The sequence below is a fragment of the Flexivirga alba genome (assembly GCF_042661025.1).
Taxonomy (GTDB): domain Bacteria; phylum Actinomycetota; class Actinomycetes; order Actinomycetales; family Dermatophilaceae; genus Flexivirga; species Flexivirga alba.
Genome location: NZ_JBHSWH010000001.1, coordinates 2,756,497 through 2,777,059 on the forward strand (window position 1 = coordinate 2,756,497; position 20,563 = coordinate 2,777,059).

General features: G+C 67.5%; 13 protein-coding genes and 2 pseudogenes. 8 read left to right on the forward strand and 7 right to left on the reverse strand.

Translation table 11 applies throughout. The features are described 5' to 3' along the window. Positions 1 to 134 precede the first annotated feature (134 nt). The 4 genes from ACFQDH_RS13530 to ffh all read left to right on the forward strand — a co-directional run bounded on the left by ACFQDH_RS13530 (position 135) and on the right by ffh (position 5,924). A complete protein-coding gene (locus ACFQDH_RS13530; RefSeq protein ID WP_382402138.1) occupies positions 135 to 1,517 on the forward strand; it encodes an ammonium transporter in 1,383 nt (460 codons plus the stop codon). After that, the gene (locus ACFQDH_RS13535; protein WP_382402140.1) at positions 1,514 to 1,852 is read left to right on the forward strand and encodes a P-II family nitrogen regulator; all 339 of its coding nucleotides are present in this window, start codon (positions 1,514 to 1,516) and stop codon (positions 1,850 to 1,852) included. The genes ACFQDH_RS13530 and ACFQDH_RS13535 overlap by 4 nt, the downstream gene beginning before the upstream one ends. A gap of 144 nt (positions 1,853 to 1,996) precedes the next feature. Then, positions 1,997 to 4,312, forward strand: coding sequence for a [protein-PII] uridylyltransferase (locus tag ACFQDH_RS13540; RefSeq protein WP_382402142.1), 2,316 nt, complete (start codon positions 1,997 to 1,999; stop codon positions 4,310 to 4,312). A gap of 10 nt (positions 4,313 to 4,322) precedes the next feature. After that, positions 4,323 to 5,924 (forward strand): signal recognition particle protein, encoded by a 1,602-nt coding sequence (gene ffh, locus ACFQDH_RS13545; protein WP_382402144.1) that lies wholly within the window; start codon positions 4,323 to 4,325, stop codon positions 5,922 to 5,924. A gap of 5 nt (positions 5,925 to 5,929) precedes the next feature. Here ffh and ACFQDH_RS13550 read toward each other — a convergent pair whose 3' ends face one another. From ACFQDH_RS13550 to ACFQDH_RS13565, 4 genes are all read right to left on the reverse strand, one after another. After that, entirely contained in the window at positions 5,930 to 7,417 is a 1,488-nt protein-coding gene (locus tag ACFQDH_RS13550; protein ID WP_382402145.1) for a sigma-70 RNA polymerase sigma factor region 4 domain-containing protein, read from the reverse strand. A gap of 61 nt (positions 7,418 to 7,478) precedes the next feature. Further along, entirely contained in the window at positions 7,479 to 8,966 is a 1,488-nt protein-coding gene (locus ACFQDH_RS13555; RefSeq protein WP_382402147.1) for an RNA polymerase sigma factor, read from the reverse strand. Positions 8,967 to 9,003: 37 nt separating this feature from the next. After that, entirely contained in the window at positions 9,004 to 10,470 is a 1,467-nt protein-coding gene (locus ACFQDH_RS13560) for a hypothetical protein (protein WP_382402149.1), read from the reverse strand. 453 nt (positions 10,471 to 10,923) lie between these two features. Continuing rightward, positions 10,924 to 11,124, reverse strand: coding sequence for a hypothetical protein (locus ACFQDH_RS13565; RefSeq protein WP_382402151.1), 201 nt, complete (start codon positions 11,122 to 11,124; stop codon positions 10,924 to 10,926). Between the two features lie 190 nt (positions 11,125 to 11,314). Here ACFQDH_RS13565 and ACFQDH_RS13570 point away from each other — a divergent pair, with 190 nt between their 5' ends. From ACFQDH_RS13570 to ACFQDH_RS13580, 3 genes and pseudogenes are all read left to right on the forward strand, one after another. Then, entirely contained in the window at positions 11,315 to 11,884 is a 570-nt protein-coding gene (locus ACFQDH_RS13570; RefSeq protein WP_382402153.1) for an NlpC/P60 family protein, read from the forward strand. A 56-nt stretch (positions 11,885 to 11,940) separates the two neighbouring features. Then, a pseudogene (locus tag ACFQDH_RS13575) lies at positions 11,941 to 13,031 on the forward strand (metal-dependent hydrolase family protein). 56 nt (positions 13,032 to 13,087) lie between these two features. Beyond that, the gene (locus ACFQDH_RS13580) at positions 13,088 to 14,209 is read left to right on the forward strand and encodes a GNAT family N-acetyltransferase (protein WP_382402155.1); all 1,122 of its coding nucleotides are present in this window, start codon (positions 13,088 to 13,090) and stop codon (positions 14,207 to 14,209) included. Between the two features lie 186 nt (positions 14,210 to 14,395). Here ACFQDH_RS13580 and ACFQDH_RS13585 read toward each other — a convergent pair whose 3' ends face one another. The 3 genes from ACFQDH_RS13585 to aceA all read right to left on the reverse strand — a co-directional run bounded on the left by ACFQDH_RS13585 (position 14,396) and on the right by aceA (position 18,808). After that, the gene (locus ACFQDH_RS13585; protein WP_382402157.1) at positions 14,396 to 15,418 is read right to left on the reverse strand and encodes an agmatine deiminase family protein; all 1,023 of its coding nucleotides are present in this window, start codon (positions 15,416 to 15,418) and stop codon (positions 14,396 to 14,398) included. Between the two features lie 235 nt (positions 15,419 to 15,653). Beyond that, entirely contained in the window at positions 15,654 to 17,351 is a 1,698-nt protein-coding gene (aceB, locus tag ACFQDH_RS13590) for a malate synthase A (RefSeq protein ID WP_382402159.1), read from the reverse strand. Between the two features lie 161 nt (positions 17,352 to 17,512). Next, positions 17,513 to 18,808, reverse strand: a complete 1,296-nt coding sequence (gene aceA / locus ACFQDH_RS13595) for an isocitrate lyase (protein ID WP_382402161.1) — start codon at positions 18,806 to 18,808, stop codon at positions 17,513 to 17,515. Between the two features lie 121 nt (positions 18,809 to 18,929). Between aceA and ACFQDH_RS13600 the strand changes: the two are divergent. Beyond that, a pseudogene (locus ACFQDH_RS13600) lies at positions 18,930 to 20,500 on the forward strand (helix-turn-helix domain-containing protein). Positions 20,501 to 20,563: the final 63 nt, after the last annotated feature.

The window sequence follows — 20,563 nt, forward strand, 5'->3', positions numbered from 1 at the left end:
ACTCGACCCGCTTCATGAGTCAGTCGACCAGTAGTTGCGGGCGAAACGTGGTGTTAACACGCAGCGCGAGATGCAACGTAGCCGTAACACGGACGGGGTCCTGGCTGAAACCCTGCATTGACAAGGTCTTTCGCATGACTGTTACATCTTTGGCTGCAGCGGCAGCGACACCCAACTCGGGAGACACCGCGTGGGTACTGGCAGCGGCCGCCCTCGTGCTCTTCATGACTCCTGGGCTTGCGCTGTTCTACGGCGGCATGGTCCGCACCAAGAGCGTGCTCAACATGATGATGATGAGTTTCATCAGCATGGGCACGATCGGGGTCGTCTGGCTGCTGTGGGGCTACTCCGAGGCGTTCGGCGCCGACAACGCGGGCGGATGGCTCGGTGACCCGTTCGACCATTTCGGGCTGCACGGAGTGCTCACGGCGACATACGGCACGATCCCCGGACCGGCGTTCGTCGCCTTCCAGGTCGTCTTCGCGATCATCGCGGTTGCGCTGGTGAGCGGTGCGATCGCCGATCGTGCGAAGTTCGCGACCTGGACGGTCTTCACCGTCGTGTGGGCGACACTGGTCTATTTTCCCGCGGCCCACTGGGTCTTCGCGTTCAACAAGTTCGCGGCGAACACCGGCGGCTGGATCGCCAACGGCGGCTTCTTCCTGAACGGCCACGGAGCCTATGACTTCGCCGGTGGCACCGCGATCCACATCAACGCGGGTGCCGCGGGCCTGGCGCTCGCCCTGGTGCTCGGCAAGCGGATCGGCTTCGGCCGCGAGGCGATGCGGCCGCACAACATCACGCTGGTCATGATCGGCGCAGGCATCCTGTGGTTCGGCTGGTTCGGCTTCAACGCCGGGTCCGCACTGTCCGCCGGCTCGCTGGCCGCCGGAGTCTGGGTCAACACCCTCGGCGCGACGGCAGCCGCCATGCTCGGCTGGCTCGCCGTCGAACGGCTGCGCGACGGCCACTTCACCTCACTCGGCGCCGCATCCGGCGTGGTCGCCGGCCTGGTGGCCATCACCCCGGCCTGTGCGACGGTCTCGCCGATCGGCTCGCTGATCGTCGGCGTGGTCGCCGGTGGACTGTGCGCCCTCGCGGTCGGATTGAAGTTCAAGCTGGGCTTCGACGACAGCCTCGATGTGGTCGGCGTCCACCTGGTCGGCGGTCTCGCCGGCACCCTGCTGATCGGCCTGCTGGCCACCAAGGGCAGCCCGAACGGCACCGGCACCCAGGAGGGCCTCTTGTATGGCGGAGGCTTCCTGCAACTCGGTGTGCAAGCCGGTGCGGCATTCTTCGTGCTGATCTTCTCGTTCGTCGTCACCTACATCATCGGTTTCGTACTCGACAAGCTGATGGGCTTCCGGGTCCCGGAGGAGGAAGAGGCACTCGGTGTCGACCAGACCGAGCACGCCGAGACGGCATACGACTTCGGCAACCTGTTCAGCGGTAGCCGCATCGGGCACCGTCCCGAGCGCGCCGCGCACCGCGCAGACAAGGAAGAGGTGGACGCATGAAACTCATCACCGCGATCATCAAGCCGTTCCGGCTGGACGACGTCAAGGAAGCGCTGGAGGCCTACGGCATCACGGGTATGACGGTCAGCGAGGTCAGCGGCTACGGCCGTCAGCGCGGGCACAGTGAGGTCTACCGCGGCGCCGAGTATGCCGTGGACTTCGTCCCGAAGATCCGGCTCGAGGTCGTGGTCGAGGACCTCGACTCCGGCAGTGTCGTGGACGTGATCGTCAAAACCGCGCAGACCGGTCGGATCGGTGACGGCAAGGTCTGGGTGATGCCGATCGACGACATCGTCCGCGTCCGCACCGGCGAGCACGGCGACGGCGCGCTGTAACTCTTTGCTCGACTCCTCGCAGATCGGAGCCGGCTCCCGCTCGCGAGCTCGCGGCGCGCCGGCTCCGATCTGGTCGTCGTCTCGCCGGCGTCCGCTTGTCGTCAGGAACGCGCTCTCGCCACTCGCCAGAAGGGTGCCCACACCATGACCGTTGACCAGGAGCGTCTCGATCTCGCGGGGACTCGCGAGTTCGCGATCCCGGGCGAGGGCGCGCGGCGGCGCGCCCGGCTGGCGGCATACAACCGGCAGTTGCTCGCGGAACTGTGGAAGGAGGCGACGAGCGCGGCGCCGGTGCCGGACGACGGTGTGGCGCTCGCGATCGTCGGCGGGATCGCCCGATCCGACAGCGGACCGCTGTCGGACTTCGACCTGGTGTTGCTGCACGACGGGCGCAGCATGTCGACGTCTGCGATCAGCGAGTTGGCCGATCGGATCTGGTATCCGTTGTGGGACAAGGGTGTTCGGCTGGACCACAGCCTGCGGACGCCGAAGGAGTGCCGCGCGGTCGCCTCCGATGACCTGACGGCCGCGGTCGGTCTGCTCGACATCGAACTCGGCGCGGGCGACCCGCTGTTGGTCGCTCAAGTGCGCCAGAGCATTGCGCACGACTGGCGGGCCAACGCGCGCAAGCGACTGCCGGAGGTGCTGGAGTCGCTGGACACTCGTCACGAACGGCACGGGCAGCTGGCGCACGAGCTGGAGCCGGACCTGAAGGAGGCCGCGGGCGGACTGCGGGACATGACGGTGCTGCGTGCGCTGGCATCCAGCTGGCTGGCGGACCGGCCACACGGCGGCGTCGACGCGGCATACGACCGGCTGCTCGACGTTCGGGATGCGCTGCACCTGGTGACCGGGCGGGGCCGCGACCGGCTGAGCCGACAGGACCAGGATGCCGTCGCCGCCCTGCTCGGCGAGCACGACGCGGACGCGCTGCTCACCTCGGTGGTGCAGGCCGGACGCACCATCTCCTACGCGCTGGACGGGACGGCACGGCGCGCCGGCCAGTCGCAACGGGCGCGCACCCTGCGCACCGGACCCCGCCGCCCGGTGCTGCATCCGCTCGGTCACGGGCTCTACCGGCACGACGGTGAGGTCGTGCTGGGCACCCGGGAGATGGACCGTCGTGGACCGCTGATGCTCCTTCGCGCGGCGACCGCGGCCGCCCGGCTGGAGACGCCACTGGGTCCGAGCACCGTCAACAACCTCACCCAGCCGCTGCCGTTGCTCGCCGAGCCGTGGCCGGAGGAGGTGCGCGACGCATTCATCGATCTCCTTGCGACCGGGACCGGCCTGACGCAGCTGTGGGAGACCCTCGATCTCACCGGCGTCGTGGGCGCCTGGCTGCCCGAGTGGGCGCCGGTGCGCAGCCGGCCGCAGCGCAGCCCGGTCCACCGGCACACCGTCGACCGGCACCTGATCGAGACCGTCGTGCGCGCTGGAGCGCTGCGCGATCGGGTGCAACGGCCCGACCTGCTGCTGGTCGCCGCGCTGCTGCACGACATCGGCAAGATCGCCGGCGTCCACGACCATGCCACCGAGGGTGCGCCGGTCGCCGGAAACGTCGCTCGCCGAATGGGATTCGCGACCGAGGACGTCGAGATCATCGAGTTGCTGGTGCGTGAGCACCTCACCGTGGTCGAGCTGGCCACCCGCCGCGACCCGGACGACCCGCGGACCGTCGCCGCGCTGGTCGCCGCCGTCGAGGAACGTCTCGACATCCTTGAGTTGCTGATGGCGCTCACCGAAGCTGACGCCCTGGCGGCCGGTCCCAAGGCCTGGACGTCGTGGCGTGCCGAGCTGGTGCAACGGCTCGGCCGGCACGCGCGTGCCGCGCTCGACGGCCGGTCCCCGCGCCTTTCGGAAGCAACCGAGCCACTCGCCGGCGACGTCCGTGCGCGGGTCACGGCCGGGGCGCCATACATCGCCATCACGCCGACGCCGTCCGGCGCGACCATCGAGATCGCCGACCGCGATCGGCCGGGACTCTTCGCTGCGTGTGCGCACCTCCTCGCGTCGTTCGGTATGACGGTGCGCTCCGCCCGGGTCCGCACGACAGACGGGATCGCGCACAACACCTGGCGGGTTGAGGTGCCGCTGGCCGATCTGCCCGACGAGGATCAACTGATCCGCGGCCTGCAGGAGGGCAGACGTCCGCGCGGGCGCACCGGGCAGGCCGCTCCGGCGGTCGGCGCCGCACCGTCCCGTGCGACGGTCGTGTCCGGAGCGTCCGATGATGCGCTGGTCATCGAGGTCCGTGCACTGGACCGGGCCGGACTGTTGGGCGACCTGGGGGAGGCCTTCGCGGCGCAGGGGCTCGCCATCCGATCGGCCCATGTGGCGACCTACGCGGGCCAGGCGGTCGACACGTTCTACCTGACGACACCCGACGGCACCGGCGTCGCTCCGCCGCAAGTGGCACGGCTCATCGGCGCGCTCATCGACGCATGTGACGTCAGTTAACCTTGCAGGCGTGTTCAACAGCCTGTCCGACCGCCTGACGTCGACCTTCAAGAACCTCCGGGGCAAGGGTCGTCTCTCCGAGTCCGATATCAACGCCACCATCCGCGACATCCGGCTCGCTCTGATCGACGCCGACGTCGCGACACCCGTGGTGCGCGAGTTCACCGGCCGCATCCGCGAGCGAGCGCTCGGCGCCGAGGTCAGCGCTGCGCTCAACCCCGGGCAGCAGGTCGTCAAGATCGTCAACGAGGAGCTCGTCGAGGTCCTCGGCGGCAAAACGCGTGAGCTGCAGCTGGCCAAGCGGCCGCCGACGGTCATCATGCTGGCCGGCCTGCAGGGTTCGGGTAAGACCACGTTCGCCGGCAAGCTGGCGCGGCACCTGCGCGACAAAGGGCACTTCCCGGTCCTGGTCGCCGCCGACCTGCAGCGCCCCAACGCCGTCACCCAGCTCGAGGTCGTCGCCGAGCGCGCCGGCGTGCCGTGTTTCGCGCCCGAGCGGGGCAACGAGGGCGGCCATGACACAGCGAGCACCGAAGGCACCCAGTCGTATGGCGACCCGGTGTGGGTCGCCCAGGCCGGCGTCGGCCAGGCCAAGGTGCGCCAGTACGACGTCGTGATCGTCGACACTGCCGGCCGGCTAGCGGTCGACGAGAACCTCATGCAGCAGGCTGCCGACATACGCGCGGCGATCCAGCCCGACGAGGTCCTGTTCGTCATCGACGCGATGATCGGCCAGGCCGCGATCGAGACGGCGCTCGCGTTCCAGAAGGGCGTCGACTTCACCGGTGTCGTGCTGTCCAAGCTGGACGGTGACGCACGCGGTGGTGCGGCGCTGTCGGTCTCGTCGGTGACCGGGCGCCCGATCATGTATTCCTCGATCGGTGAGCAGACCAAGGACATCGAGGTCTTCCACCCCGACCGGATGGCGTCGCGCATCCTGGACATGGGTGACGTCCTCACGCTGATCGAGCAGGCCGAGAAGGCCTTCGACCGTGACCAGGCCGCCGCGATGGCGCGCAAGTTCATGGACGAGGAGGACTTCACCTTCGAGGATTTCCTGCAGCAGATGCAGGCCATCAAGAAGATGGGCAACCTCAAGGCGCTGATGGGCATGATGCCCGGTATGGCGGGCATGAAGGAGCAGCTCAACGCGCTCGACGAGAAGGAGTTCGACCGCGTCGAGGCGATGGTCCGCTCGATGACGCCCTTCGAGCGCACGCACCCGAAGCAGATCAACGGCTCTCGCCGAGCACGCATCGCCGGCGGTGCCGGCACGACCGTGTCCGAGGTCAATCAGCTGCTCGAGCGGTTCGGTCAGGCGCAGAAGATGATGCGGCAGATGCGTCGTGGCGGTGGCATGCCCGGTATGCCGGGAATGCCCGGCGGCGGTGGTGGCAAGCGCGCCAAGCAGCAGCCGAAGAAGAAGGGTAAGAGCGGCAACCCCGCCAAGCGCGCCCAGCAGGAGCAGGCGGCCGCCAGCAAGGCCAGCGATGCACGCGACAAGGCCATGGGCAACGCGTTCGGGCAGCAGGAGGAGGAGCAGGACTTCTCGAACCTCAAGCTTCCCAAGGGTTTTGAAAAGTTCCTCGGCCCGGGTGCCGACAAGGACTGACCTGCTCAGCCGTTCGCGCCGTCGTCTACTGCACTTGCATCGGTCTTGTACCGGTCTGCGACGACCTGCAGCGTCCACGGACCACGTGCGTGTTGGACCGATAGTTCCACGGTGATCCGTCGGGTGCGCAGGGTCGACGACGCGTCCACGGTGCTGAAATCGACCTGCGGGATGTGCCGGTCGTAGAGGCCGCACCAATCGTCGGGGTGCAGCGTCATCCTGGTGACGTTGCTGGAGGCGCAGTTCATCCACGGCGCTTGACCGTTCAGCCGGACGCGGAAGCGACCTGTCGTGGTCGGGGAGAGCAGGCCGGTGATGTCCAGCTCTGTCGCCCCGGCGCTCGCGGGCAGTTCGAGTTGTCCTCGGAACGTTCCGTTCGGGCTCCCAGCGGGTCCGCGCATCGTGAGCACCGTGCCAGCTGCCAGGGGAGTGATGCGCTGACCGTTCCTGCCCGTCTGCCGACGAAGAGCGTCGACCGTCTTGTCGCGCGCAACCACGAAGTGCCCGGTGGCGACGGGATAGTCCTCCCAAGACACTTTGCGGTAGACAGCGACCGGCCAGCTGGGCCGGCTGGAGTCATTGATCGAGACCGAGGTCTGACCGCCGGCCGGAATGAGTTGCGGTTGCTGCGCTTTGGCGCTGCAGGCGGCGTTGAAGTAGGTGCCGCTGTTGAGCTCGCTGGAGCTCGATATGCCGAGTCCCGGACGTAGATCGGCGCAGTTCATCGTCACGGCGCCACTGCCGTCCACCGAGAACTCAGCTGGTGGACCCGGCTTCACGTCGTGTATCGCGACCAGCTTGTAGCCCTCGGTGTATGCCGGGAAGTGCGTTCCGTGGATGTGGTTGAGGCCCTTAGGGCTGTGCGCCCATTCCTCGTACCGACTCTGGCTGATGACAAGGGTCCCAACCGTCAGCGCGATCACCAGGAGGGCGGCGACATACGTCCACCACGGGCGTCGTGGTGGGGGAGGCGCGGCGCGGACGTCGGCGAGTGTGGTGCTTGCGCTGGGCGCGGTGGCGAGGTCGCCGAAATCCTCGAGTAGGGAACGTAATTCGCCGGAATGCGGTGAGGCGCCGGGCAGTTCGTCATACGGGATCGAACGGATGGTGTCGGTGACGGCGCGTGTCGTCATACGGAGCACGCGGGATGTCTCGCGCTCGTCGTAGTTGTCGACGACCTGCAGTGCGAGCACGGCGCGCTGTCGCGGGGAGAGCCGTGTCAGAGGCCGAAATCGGGCCGCCAGCTGGGATGGGTCGCTGTCCTGGGTCGGGGTGTTGTCCCGGACGCTGGCCCTGGCCATCCGCAGTCGCGCCGTCGAGCCGGCCTGCGCCATGTCGATCTGCTCGCGTCGCATCGCGGCCAGAACGGCGATCACCAACTCCTCGGCGGGCTGCTGTGCGGCGGTGAATTGGTAGGCGTCGTGGTGCAGGTCCTGGGTGCGCGCCGCAATGAACTCTTCGAGCTGCCCGTCCTGGTGGTCTCGCACCCGCATGTCGTCCAGCGTATGCCGGGGTGCCCCGACGCAGTCAGTCCGTCGATCAGGACTGAGCCGGTCAAGGCGTGAAAAACTCACCGTTCTCCGTGGTCCGGTAACTGTCGTAGACGAGTCGCAGGGTCCATGGTCCGAGTGCGTGCTTGACGGTGAATCTGACGGTCATTGTCTTGCCGGACTCCGGGAACCCGCCCCAGTCGCCCCAGCCCCTGTAGTCCACCTGTGGCACCTGTCGGTCGACGAGCGAACAGGTCTTGTAGTCCTGCCGCCCGGAGTAGAAGACCTGGTCCCGCGATCCGCAGTTCGTCAAGGGTGATTGGCTCCCGGCCAGGAGCTGGAACTGTCCGGTGGTGGTGGGGGACAGCAGTGCCGTGAACATCGGCGTGGTGTGGTCGCGGGCACTCGGCACGCTCAGACTTCCGGTGAAGGTGCCATTCGGGTGATCAGCGGTGCCGTGCAGGGTGAGGACTGCCCCGGGGACAACGGGTCGGACCTGATTGCCGCCGTTGTCCGTCGGCCGGAGATCAGTGAGAGTCTTGTCGTGCTCGACGGTGAAATCCTTGCGTGCGACGGGGTATTCGTCCCATGAACGATGTTGGTAGACGGCGACGGGCCACTGCTTGCGGCTGAAATCATCGATGGCCAGCACGGTCTGACCCATGACCGGAGTCAGATGCTGTCGCCCGTCGGGTGCCGAGCAAGAGACGTCGAAATCGCCGATGAGCTCGCTCGAGAGCCGGCCGATGGACGTCTGGTCGGACTGCTTCTTGGCACAGCCGATCACCACGGCGTCCTGGGAGCCGAGGCCGTAATCCTCGGCTGCCCCGGGTGCCTGATCGCGTATGGCGACCAGCTTGTAGCCCTGGGTGTATGCCGGGAAGTGCGTGCCGTGCGCATGGTTGAGGCCGTCGGGCGTCCGCAGCCAGTCGTCGTGCGTGCGCTGCGAGATGACAACGGTCCCAACCGTCAGCGCGATGACCAGGAGGGCGGCGACATACGTCCACCACGGGCGTCGTGGTGGGGGAGGCGCAGCGCGGACGTCAGCGAGTGTGGTGCTTGCGCTGGGCGAGGTGGCGAGGTCGCCGAAATCTTCGAGTAGAGAACGCAATTCGCCGGAGTGCGGGGTTGTGCCTGGCAGCTCGTCATACGGAACGGACTCGAGCGCTTCGGTAGTGGTGCGGGAGGTCAGTTGCAGGGCGCGCGCGGTCTCGCGGTCGTCGTAGCCGTCCACCACCTGCAGCACGAGCGCCGCACGCGCCCGAGGGGAGAGCCGCGCCAGCGGCTGAAATCGGGCCGCCAGTTGGGATGCGTCGCTGTCCTGGGTCGGGGTGTTGTCCCGGGCGCTGGCCCGAGCCATCCGCAGTCTGGCTTCGGTGCCGGCCTGCGCCATGTCGATGCGCTCGCGTCGCATGGCGGCCAGAACGGCGATCACCAACTCCTCGGCGGGCTGCTGAGCAGCCGTGAATTGGTAGGCGTCGTGGTGCAGATCCTGGGTGCGGGCCGCAATGAACTCTTCGAGCTGCTCGTCCTTGTGGTCTCGCCCACGCATGTCGTTCAGCGTATGCCGGTCCCGAGGCGGCCGGGGGTCAGTCCGGCGTTACCGCGCCGTAGGCGTGGGTCCGGTAGGTGTCGTAGACCAGCTGCAGGGTCCACGGGCCGAGTGCGTGCGTGACCGTGAACTCGATCGTCATCGTCCGGGCATCGCTGTTGAGGGTGCCCCAGTCCTGGTAATCCACCTGTGGGACCTGCCGATCGACAATCGAGCAGATCCCGGTGCGCTGCTGTCCGTAAACGGGCGGGTCGAGAGTGCCACAGGCGGTCGTCGCCTCAGGTGCTCGGCGATCGACGAGGAGCTTGAACTGCCCGGTCGTCGTCGGTGAGAGCAACGCCGAGAGAACAGGTACGGTGTTTCCCCGTCCAGCGGGCTTCCTCAGAGCCGCGGTGAAGCTGCCGTTAACGTGACCACCGGCGCCGCGCAACGTGAGCACCTTTCCGGCGGTCACCGGCGGGATCGGATGGCCGGTGGCGTCCGCCGGCCGCGCGCTGGCCAGGGTCCGGTCGTCCTGAACGATGAAATCCATGTGTGCGACCGGGTATTCGTCCCAGGTGAGGTGTCGGTAGATCGCGACGGGCCATTCCTTTCGGCTGAAGTCGTCGATGGCCAGGTGGGTCTGTCCGTCAACCGGGGCCAGGTGTTGTTGACTGCCAGCGGTGGAGCACGAGGTGTCGAACTCACCGGTCGCCCGACTGGACAGTCGAGCGACGACTGTCTGATCGGCTTGGCCCGTGGCGCACTCGATCACAACGGCGTCCTGTGCACCGAGACTCATCGTCGCAGTGTGACCAGGTTGCACCTCACGGATGTCGATGAGCTGGTAACCCTGGGTGTATGCCGGGAAGTGGCTCCCGTGGATCTGGTTGAGAACGACCGCGTTCCGCAACCGGTCGGTATGCCGGGCCTGGCTGGCCCACAGGGAGGTGACGGCCAGTGCAATGACCAGCGTGGCGGCAGCGTAGGTCCACCAGGGGCGGTGCGGCGGTGGTGGGACCGCTCGCATGGCGGCGAGAGTCGTTGCGGTGTCTGGGAATTCAGCAAGATCGCCGAAATCTCCGAGGAGCTGCCGCAGGTCGGTCGGTGTGGTTCGGTCGACGAGTTCGGCGGGTATGGCGGCATACGACTGCTTGATGTCCGAGGTCGACAAGTCCAGTGATCGCGCGGTGCAGCGTTGGTCTTGGTGGTCGACCAGGCGCATGGTCAGGATTGCGCGCTGGCGGGTGGTGAGCGCCGCGACAGGCCGGAAACGGGCGGGCAGGTCGCTCAGGTCGCTTGGAGTGGTCTCGTCGAGCTGCGCGACCGCTCGCGCCATACGTTGTCGGGCGGTGGAGGCGGCTTGGGCCAGGTCGACCCGTCCGCGGCTCAGCTCGGCGAGCACAACTGCGACGAGCTGCTCGGAGCGTTGCTGCGATGCGGTCAGCAGGTAGGCGTCGTGGTGCAGGTCCTGGTTGCGCGCGGCGATGAACCCCTCAATGCCGTCATTGCGTCGCGCACACATAGTCCAGGCTATGCCGCCGCCCGGGCCGCACGTGAGTCAGTCGGTCCAACCGAAGCCGAGCTGGTAGGTGTCCGCCGCGACCTGGAGCGTCCATGGTCCGCGGGCGCCCGACACAGTGATCTCAACTGTCATCGGACCCGCCGGAATGACCGGGTCTGGATGCGCCGTGGCGCCGGCTCGAGACAGGTCGAGGCGCTGCCGTTCCGGGCGCTGATGAACGCCTTGAGCTCGTCGTTTTGTCGTTCACGCCCCCGCTGCCGGACAGCCATATGCCTCCGATGCGCTGGGTGATGTCATTGGATCGATCGGGCGCAGTATGCCGCAGGCACCCGCGTATTGCCGGTGGAACCGTCCACTGGCGACGGTGCGTCTACCGAACGAACTAGTGCCGTGAGTCAGAAATAGAGCAGGTACGGATGTGGGCAAAGTTGCTGGCCAGGCGCGAAGCGACTGTCAAGCAACTTTGAACGCGCCGCACTTGCGGAAGACGAATTTCAGGGAACGCGTGAAGAAGCTGGTTGGCATCGCAGCTGCAGGCATGTGCGGCACGGCGGTCATTGTCGGAGGTATGACGCTGGGCCAGACACCGGCCCACGCGATGAGCAACTGCCACGCGTATGGCGCCACGAGTGCGTCGGCAAACCGGGCGATCACCGCTGCTTGCGGGGACTCCTTACTCCTGGGGCGGTGGACATCAAGCGACTCCGGGACCGTCGACCGGCGCCGTGCAGGACCAAGGCCGCGCACACTTCGACGACCGGAACAACGTCGGGCTCGATTGCTCGGGGCTTGTGCGTTGGGCCTGGTTTCAAGCAACCGGAACGGATTTCGGCGCCGGCGCCACGTGGGCGATGCCCTCGGAGCTCACCGCGCACGGCTTCATTCGCACCGGCGACACCGGGCCGACCGGCCCGGAGACATCGTCATTTACCCAGGTCACACCGCGATCTACCTCGGTGCCGGACTGGTCGTGCAGGCAGCGAACCATGATGCGGGTCTCAACCTCGCTGGCCTGGACAGCGAGCCGTCGCCCGTGACGGGTGTCTTCCGCTACGCCGGGGGCGCGAAGCCGCAACCGGACCACCCGTCGAAGCCCAAGGCGCCGGCCAAACCGACGGCGACACCGAAGCCGAAGCGGACACTGCAGGCGACGGACGCGAAGTATCAGAACGTCCGGGCAGACGCACCCACCTACCTTGTGCCGGTCGCGTGGCATGAGGTCGGCGTGCTGCACAAGGGCAAGCGCCACTTCTCCTGCCAGGTGTTGAGCGTCGGGCACTCGTTCCGGGGGAAGCACAGCAACTGGTGGCTCAAGACGGACGACAGCTCAGGGGACCGCAACGTCTGGGTGAGCGCCACCTACCTCAGTGCTAGCGCCAACGGCAGTCGATTCCCCGGCGTCCCGACCTGTTGACGCACACGCCCCACGGGTGCACCCGTATGGCGCGGGTCTGCGGATAGGGTCGAGCCATGGCGAGTGATTCACCGGTGCTGCACGTTACCGGCCGTATTCTGGTCGGGCCCGAGGACGTTCGTGACGAGATGTGGGTGATCGACGGCAGGGTCAGCTGGTCCGCGCCGCAGTCCACCGAAAGCGTCGAGTCCGTGCGGGGATTCGTGCTCCCTGGCCTGGTCGACGCCCACTGCCACGTCGGGCTCGAGGCGCACGGAGGCGTGGACAAAGAGACGACTGAGCAGCACGCGGTGAGCAATCGCGAAGCAGGTGCGCTGCTGCTGCGTGACGCCGGATCGCCCGTCGACACGCACTGGATCGACGATCGCGAGGACCTGCCGCGGATCATCCGAGCAGGACGGCACATCGCCCGGACCAAGCGCTACATCCGCAACTTCGCACACGAGATCGAGCCCGAAGACCTCGTCGCCTACGTCCGCCAGGAGGCCCGGCGCGGCGACGGCTGGGTGAAGCTGGTCGGCGACTGGATCGATCGTGACCGCGGCGATCTCGCGCCGTGCTGGCCACGTGAGGCGCTCAAGGCGGCCATCGACGCTGCGCATGACGAGGAGCGCGCGTCACGGCACACTGCTTCGGGGAGGAGTCGCTGCTGGACTTCGCAGCAGCCGGCACCGACTGCATCGAGCACGCCAGCGGGCTGCTGCCGGAGTCGATCGATCTGTTTGCCCAGCAAGGGATTTCGATCGTGCCGACCCTGGTCAACATCGAGAACTTCCCGAAGTTCGCCGAAGCCGGGGAGGCGAAGTTCCCGTCATACGGCGCACACATGCGCGACCTCTATGCCAGGCGGTTCGACACCATCGCAGCCGCGCATGAAGCGGGTGTGCCGATCTGGGTCGGCACGGACGCCGGCGGTCAGCTGCCGCACGGCCTCGCCGCCGCCGAGATAGCCGAGCTGACCCGCGCCGGCATGAGCAACCTCGAAGCGATCAGTGCCGCGACGTGGGGTGCCAGGGAGTGGCTCGGCCGCCCCGGCCTGGACGAAGGTGAGAGCGCCGATTTCGTTGTCTACCAGTCCGACCCGCGAGAAGACATCGGAACGTTGTCCGATCCGCAGCAGGTCGTGTTGCGCGGCCGGCAGGTGTGAGCAGCATCGTGAGCTGGCGACTTCCTCCGTTGCGATCGTCCGGACGACGAGTCTGGGTGCACACCGTGCGCCGCGAGGACGTGACGGCATATCGGTCGGCGGTGCAACAGTCGGCCAGGCGCATCGGTGTGTGGAACCCCGTCAATCCCGATGACATCAGCTGGCACCTCGATCGGCAGAGCGAGGAGCACCGCACCTTCCTGATCCATGCGACCGACCCCGAAGGCAGCCACGGCATCGTCGGGAAAGTCAACGTCACCAACGTCGTTCGCGGCCGCTTCCAGAGCGGGGTCCTCGGGTATGACGCCTACGACCCGTATGTCGGCAGAGGGCTCTTCGCCGACGGACTCCGACAGATCATCAACGTCGCCTTCACCGCCGCCCCGCAGGGGATGGGCTTGCACCGGCTCGAAGCGAATGTCCGGCCGGGCAACTCGACCTCCGCAGGACTGCTGCGGTCACTCGGCTTCCGGCGCGAGGGGCTCGTTCGAGACATGTTGTGGCTGCCGGGATCGGACGGTGCCGCCTGGCGCGACCACGTGATGCACGCCGTGACCCGGGACGAGTGGCCGGCGTCGGCATACGCCCCGCACCGCGTCCCGCGGATAGCGTTGCTCGTCAACGGGATTCCTGGCTCCGGTAAGTCCACTTTGGCTCCGCGCCTGGCGGCCGAGCTCAACGTTCCGCTGTTCTCCAAAGACATGGTGAAAGAGACGATCTTCGAGCACAGCACGCCTGAAGTGCGAAGTGCGCTGCAAGGGACCGGCGGCCATGGCTCGCCCCTCGGAGCCGGGGCGGGTGAGCTGCTGTGGCAATTGCTGGCGGCGTCGCCGGTCGGCGGTGTGGTGGAGAACATCTGGTGGCGCGACGATCACCAACAGGTGACCGACGGTCTGCGCCGGGCCGGGTTCGACCCGAACGTCGTGCCGCACGTGTGGTGCGACCTGCCGACGGCGACAGCCCGCCGCCGACACGACGATCGGGTGCGCGCGGGGCAGAGACACCCGGTGCACGGTGCTGGCACCGGCGTGCAGCAGGACCTCGACTGGGACTGGATTGAGCGCAATGCCAGTGCTTTCGGCTTCGGGCTCCGCATCGACGTGGACACGTCGCGACCGGTCGACGCGCGCACTGTTACCCGCGCGGGATTGACCGCTCGAGCAGCTTTCGCGACCTAACCCCTACTGCGGGTCGAGCGTCGTGCGTCTCGAAGGGTGCCGGAGGAGTGAAGCGGGGGAGGTGTATCGAGACCAGGTGTCTCGAGGTCCCGCCGAGAGGAGGCCGAGGAGCGAGGGACGAGCGTCTCGAGGTCCCGCCGAGAGGTGGCCGAGGAGCGAGGGACGAGCGTCTCGAGGTCCCGCCGCTCAAACCGATGGAGCCGGCTGCTGCTGGGTGATGCAGTGGATGCCACCACCACGCGCGAAGAGCGGCCGGGCATCCACGGTGACGACGCGACGGCCGGGGTAGGCGTCGGCCAATGCCGCTGCCGCTTCCTCGTCGTTCGCATCACCGAACGAACAGGCGATCACCCCGCCGTTGACGACCAGGTGGTTCAGGTAGCTGTAATCGACCGGACCCTCGTCGTCCTCGATCACGGCCGGCGCCGGCACCTTGCGGATGTCCCAGCTGCGTCCGGCGGCGTCAGTCGTGTCGCGCAGGGCGATCTCGATCTGTTGCATCACAACGTGATCCGGATGATCGGGGTTGCGCTGGTCGTGCAGCAGCAGCACGCCGGGGGAGGGGATCGCCGCGACGATGTCGACGTGACCCCGGGTGCCGAAGCGTTGCGAGTCGCGGGTCAGACCGCGTGGCAACCACACCGCGTGTGTAGCGCCGATGGTGCGCGCCAGCTCGGCCTCGATGTCGGCCTTGGTTGCTCCGGGGTTGCGGCCCGGGTCGAGCTGGACCGTCTCGGTCACGAGCACAGTGCCTTCGCCGTCGACGTGAAAACCGCCGCCCTCATTGACAATTGACGACTCGATGCGCGCGACGCCCACCTGCTCCAGCACGTATGACGCAACCTTCGCGTCGTTGTCCCAGGTGGCCCAGTCCTGCGCGCCCCAGCCGTTGAAGGTCCAGTCGACACCGGCGAGAGCGCCCTCGTCATACACGAAGGTGGGGCCGATGTCCCGCATCCACGCGTCATCGAGCGAGGTGTGCACGATCTCGACGTCCGCCGACAGGTAGCGACGGGCGACCTCGGCGTCGGCCGGGTCGACGACCATCGTGACCGGCTCGAACTCCAGCACCGCATGGGCGACCGAGGCCCAGGTGGAGCGTGCCTCGTCGGCCTCCGCTTCGGTGTCCCCGAGCGTGTAGCCCTGGGACGGGAACGCCATCCAGATGCGCTCTTGCGGGGCGGTCTCACTCGGCATACGCAGCGTCATGCGCCAACGGTCCCACATCGGTGAATGCCGGCGCACGTTCACCGACACCCCTGCCCGGTCCGCCCGTGCCCGCCCGCTCGCGACCCCTTCAGCGAGAGGACACCCGTGCACCGACAGGACAGGCGATTCGGCTGCTCAGAGCCCCGAATCGACTGTCCTGTCGGTGTTTGCCTGTCCTCTCGGCGAGAGGGTGTGCTGGTTCGTGTCCGTTCGGGTCGGGTCGGGTCGGGTGTGGTTAGGCGGCGGGCTCGGCCGAAGCGCCCTCGGCCGGTGCGACCTGCTCGGACTGGCGCAGGTCCTCGCGGGTGTTGGGCTGCTTCATCCGCAGCGCCTGCTCGGTCAGGTAGCGCACGTAGGCGTAGTTGGTGAAGAAGCCGGGCAGGTAGTCGCCCAGCGCGGTCACCTCCAGCACCTCACGTGCCGCTTCATAAGGCCGAGTCGCGTCCGCGTCGAGGCCGCGCGTCAGCTTGGCCATCTCCTCATCGATCACCCGGTCCAACAGCTCGCGAGTCACGTGCGGGCCCTCGGCCAGCTGCGACTCGTGGTGCAGCCACTGCCACAGCTGGGCGCGCGAGATCTCAACGGTTGCAGCGTCTTCCATCAAGTTGTCGATGGTGATCGCACCCTTTCCGTCGACCCACGCGGCCAGGTAGCGCAACGCCACCGACACATTGGTGCGGACGCCGTTCAGGCTGATCGTCTGCTGCACGCCCTCGAGCGAGGTGAGGTCGCGTGCCGTGACCCCGGCCGCCCGGCGCAGCGAACGCTGGTCGGTGCGGTCGCCGAGGATGCTCTTGTATGCCGCCAGGCAGGTCTCCACCAGCGCGGGATGAGCGACCCACGAGCCGTCGAAGCCCTCGGTCGCCTCCCGCTGCTTCTCAGCGGTGACCTGCGCCAGGGCACGGTGCCGTGACTCCTCGTCCTGGCCGGTCGGGTTGACCGCTGCCGGGCCGCCGATCGCGTAGGCCCACCGCTTGTGGCAGGTGGCGACCAGCAGCTGGGTCAGCGACCGCAGGATCGGGGTGGTCATGGTGATCTTGTCGCGGTCGGGCAGCACGAACTCGTTGCCGCGGTGCGCGAAGGTGCGCACGTAGCTGAATATGTAGTCCCAGCGACCGGCATTCAATCCGCTGCAGTGCGAACGCAATTCGTAGAGGATCTCGTCCATCTCGAATGCCGCCGGCAGCGTCTCGATCAGCACCGTCGCCCGGATGGTGCCTTGCGGTATGCCGAGCTCGCGCTGAGCGAGCACGAAGACGTCGTTCCACAGCCGGGCCTCGAGGTGGGACTCGATCTTCGGCAGGTAGAAATACGGCCCGGCGCCGTTCTCGATCAGTTGCTTCGCGTTGTGGAAGAAGTAGAGACCGAAGTCGAAGAGTGATGCCGAGATCGGGCGGCCGTCGATGGTGATGTGCTTCTCGCACAGGTGCCAACCACGCGGTCGCATGATGATCGTCGGGCCGTTGCCATCGGTGGTCAACGTCGCGCCGTCGGATGACTCATAGGTCAGGTCGCCGCGGATCGCGTCATACAGGGTGATCTGGCCGTCGATGATGTTCTGCCAGGACGGCGCGACACCGTCCTCGAGGTCGGCCAGCCAGGTGGAGGCGCCGGAGTTCATCGCGTGTGCCGCGGTGCTGGGGGACGCCGGTGCGATGAGCTCGCAGCGACGGTCGGACAGGCCGGGTGCGGGCGCCGCCACCTTCCAGGTGGGGTCGGCACGGATCGCGCCCGTCTCGGGCAGGAAGTCCAGGTCGGCGCCGGCGTCGATGTCCTTGGCCCGGCGGCGACGCTCGGCGAGCAGCTCGGCGCGGCGGCCGGCGAATGCGCCGTCGAGTGTGGCTACGAAGGCAAGAGCTTCCGGGGTCACAATCTGGTCGAAGCGTGGGTGCTTGGTGCCGTGCACCACTGGAGTGCCGTGCGTGTCACACATGACAGGTGTCCTTTCCGGGTTGCGAATTGCCTTGTTGTTACTAGTTGCTCGTGGGGTGAGATTTGGGTTTACCCGAGGTTGCGCAGCCGGAGCCAGGTGACTACGCAACCTCGGGTAGTTAGGGGTGGTCGACCGTCAGGCTGACCAGGTGAAGCAGCCGATCAGAACTGAGCTGCTTCGGTCGAGCCCTTCAGCGCCGTGGTGGCGCTGTCGGGGTTCAGGGCGGTGGAGACCAGGTCGAAGTAGCCGGTGCCGACCTCGCGCTGGTGCTTGGTGGCGGTGTAGCCGCGCTCCTCGCTGGCGAACTCCTGCTCCTGCAGCTTCACGTAGGCCGACATCTGCTCGCGGGCGTAGCCGTGTGCCAGGTCGAACATCGAGTAGTTCAGGGCGTGGAAGCCGGCGAGCGTGATGAACTGGAACTTGAATCCCATCGCGCCCAGCTCGCGCTGGAACTTGGCGATGGTGTCGTCGTCCAGGTGCTTCTTCCAGTTGAAGGACGGGCTGCAGTTGTAGGCCAGCATCTGGTCCGGGAAGTCCTGGTGGACCGCGTCGGCGAACTTCTTCGCCAGCTCGAGGTCCGGCGTGCCGGTCTCCATCCAGATCAGGTCGGCGTACTCGGCATACGCCTTCGCACGGGCGATGCAGGGCTCGATGCCGTTGCGGACCTTGTAGAAGCCCTCCGCGGTGCGCTCACCGGTCAGGAATTCCTGGTCGCGCTCGTCGACGTCGGTGGTCAGCAGGGTTGCGGCCTCGGCGTCGGTGCGGGCGATGACGACCGACGGGGTGCCGGAGACGTCCGCGGCGAGGCGGGCGGCGTTCAGGGTGCGCACGTGCTGCTGGGTCGGGATCAGCACCTTGCCACCGAGGTGGCCGCACTTCTTCTCCGACGCCAGTTGGTCCTCCCAGTGCACACCGGCGGCGCCGGAGGCGATCATGTTCTTCATCAACTCGAAGGCGTTGAGCGGGCCGCCGAAGCCGGCCTCGGCGTCCGCGACGATCGGCACGACCCACTCGTCGACGGTCTTGATGCCCTCGGAGAACTCGATCTGGTCGGCGCGCATCAGCGCGTTGTTGATGCGGCGCACGACGGCCGGGACCGAGTTGGCCGGGTAGAGCGACTGGTCGGGGTAGGTCTGGCCGGCGAGGTTCGCGTCACCGGCGACCTGCCACCCGGACAGGTAGATGGCCTTGAGACCTGCCTTGACCTGCTGCACGGCCTGGTTGCCGGTCAGCGCGCCCAGCGCGTTGACGTAGTCCTCGGTGTGCAGCTTGTCCCACAGTTGCTCCGCGCCGCGCTTGGCGAGGGTGAACTCCTCCTGGACCGAGCCGCGCAGCTTGACGACGTCGCCGGCGGTGTAGTCGCGCTTGACGCCGGCCCAGCGGGGGTTGCTGTGCCAGTCGTTCTGCAGGGCGGTCTCCTGCTCGGTGGTGCTCGGCTGCTGCTGCTCGGTGCTCATAGCTCCTGCGGTCCTTTCGCAATGGTGCGGTGCTTCGATGCGTTCTACTTTGGGGTAACTACAACCCGAACGACAGCAAGTATCGATTAAAAAAACGCACAATTTGCGATACTGTCTGCACATGGCGCGAGTTTCACCAACCTCAACCGATAGGAAGCGTGTCAAAAACACGTCTTCTGTGACCCCGGCCACACCCCGATCCGATCCGGGGCGACTGACCAATCCCGATCCGAAGACCACCGTGAAGGAGGTCTCGAACGCCCCCGACGCCCTGACGATCGGCCGCCGCGTGCGACACGTCCGGCAGGAAGCCGGCCGCACGCTCGGCGATGTTGCCGAGGCCATCGGTATGTCGACATCGGCCCTGTCGCTGATCGAGAACGGCAAGCGCGAGCCGCGCCTGTCAGTGGTGTCGGCACTGGCTCAGGAGTTGGACACCCCGTTGGCGGAGCTGTTGTCGACCGCGCCGCCGAGCCGGCGTGCCGCCCTGGAGATCCGCCTCGAGCGTGCGCAACGCCTGCCGTCATACGAGTCGCTGGGCCTGCCGCGGGTGAAGGTCAGCCCCCGCTTGCCGACCGAGGCGCTCGAGGCGCTGGTCGGGATGCACGAGGCGATGGCCTCCGCGCGAGCCGACAGCGCCGCCACTCCCGAGCACGCGCGACGGGCCAACGCACAGCTGCGTGAGCGGATGCGCGCCGCCGACAACTACTTCGGTGACATCGAGGAAGAGGCGGGCAAGCTGCTCACGGCGATCCACCACCCGGGCGGCCCGATCAGTCGCGCCGCGGTCGACCGCATCGCCGGGCACCTGGGTTACAAGCTGGTGCACACCTCCGACCTGCCCGGCTCGACGCGCACCGTCACCGACCTGCACAACCGGCGTATCTATCTGCCGCAACCCGAAGCAGGACAACATGATTCGCGGTCACTGGCGTTGCACGCTGTCGGGCACCTGATCCTCGGGCACCAACCGCCGGCCGACTATGCGGAGTTCCTGTCGCAGCGGGTCGAGATCAACTACTTCGCTGCCGCGCTGCTGATGCCGGAGGGGAGACCGTCGACTTCCTGCGGCGCGCGAAGGCGGAGAAGGACATCGCGATCGAGGACCTGCGCGACGCCTACGCCGTGTCCTATGAGACCGCGGCCCACCGCTTCACCAACCTGGCGACCCGGCACCTGGGGTTGCCGGTGCACTTCATGCGGATCAGCCAGGACGGCGTGGTCTACAAGGCCTACGAGAACGACGGCGTGCGCTTCCCGACCGATCCGACCGGTGCGATCGAAGGCCAGCGGGTATGCCGCTCCTGGACCGCCCGCCGCGTCTTCGAGCAGCCGGACCTCTCGCAGGCCTACCAGGCCTACACCGACACCAGATCCGGAACGTATTGGTGCACGGCCGTGATCGACCGCACCAAGGACGGACTCTTCGCGGTCAACGTCGGCGTGCCCTACCACCACGTGAAATGGATGCGCGGACGCGAGACCACCGAGCGCGCGGTGTCCCGCTGCCCGGACCCGAGCTGCTGCAACCAGCCACCGAGTGGTCTGGCCGAGCGTTGGTCGGGGCAGGCCTGGCCGTCGGCGCGGGTGCATTCGCACCTGCTGGCCGCGATGCCGCCCGGTGTCTTCCCCGGCGTCGACGACACCGAGGTCTATCGCTTCCTGGAGCGGCACGCCACGACCGGTGCCTGAGCGGCGACGGTCGCTGGGTAGGGCCGGAATCGGGCGGGATCTCGTACATAACCGGCGACGGTC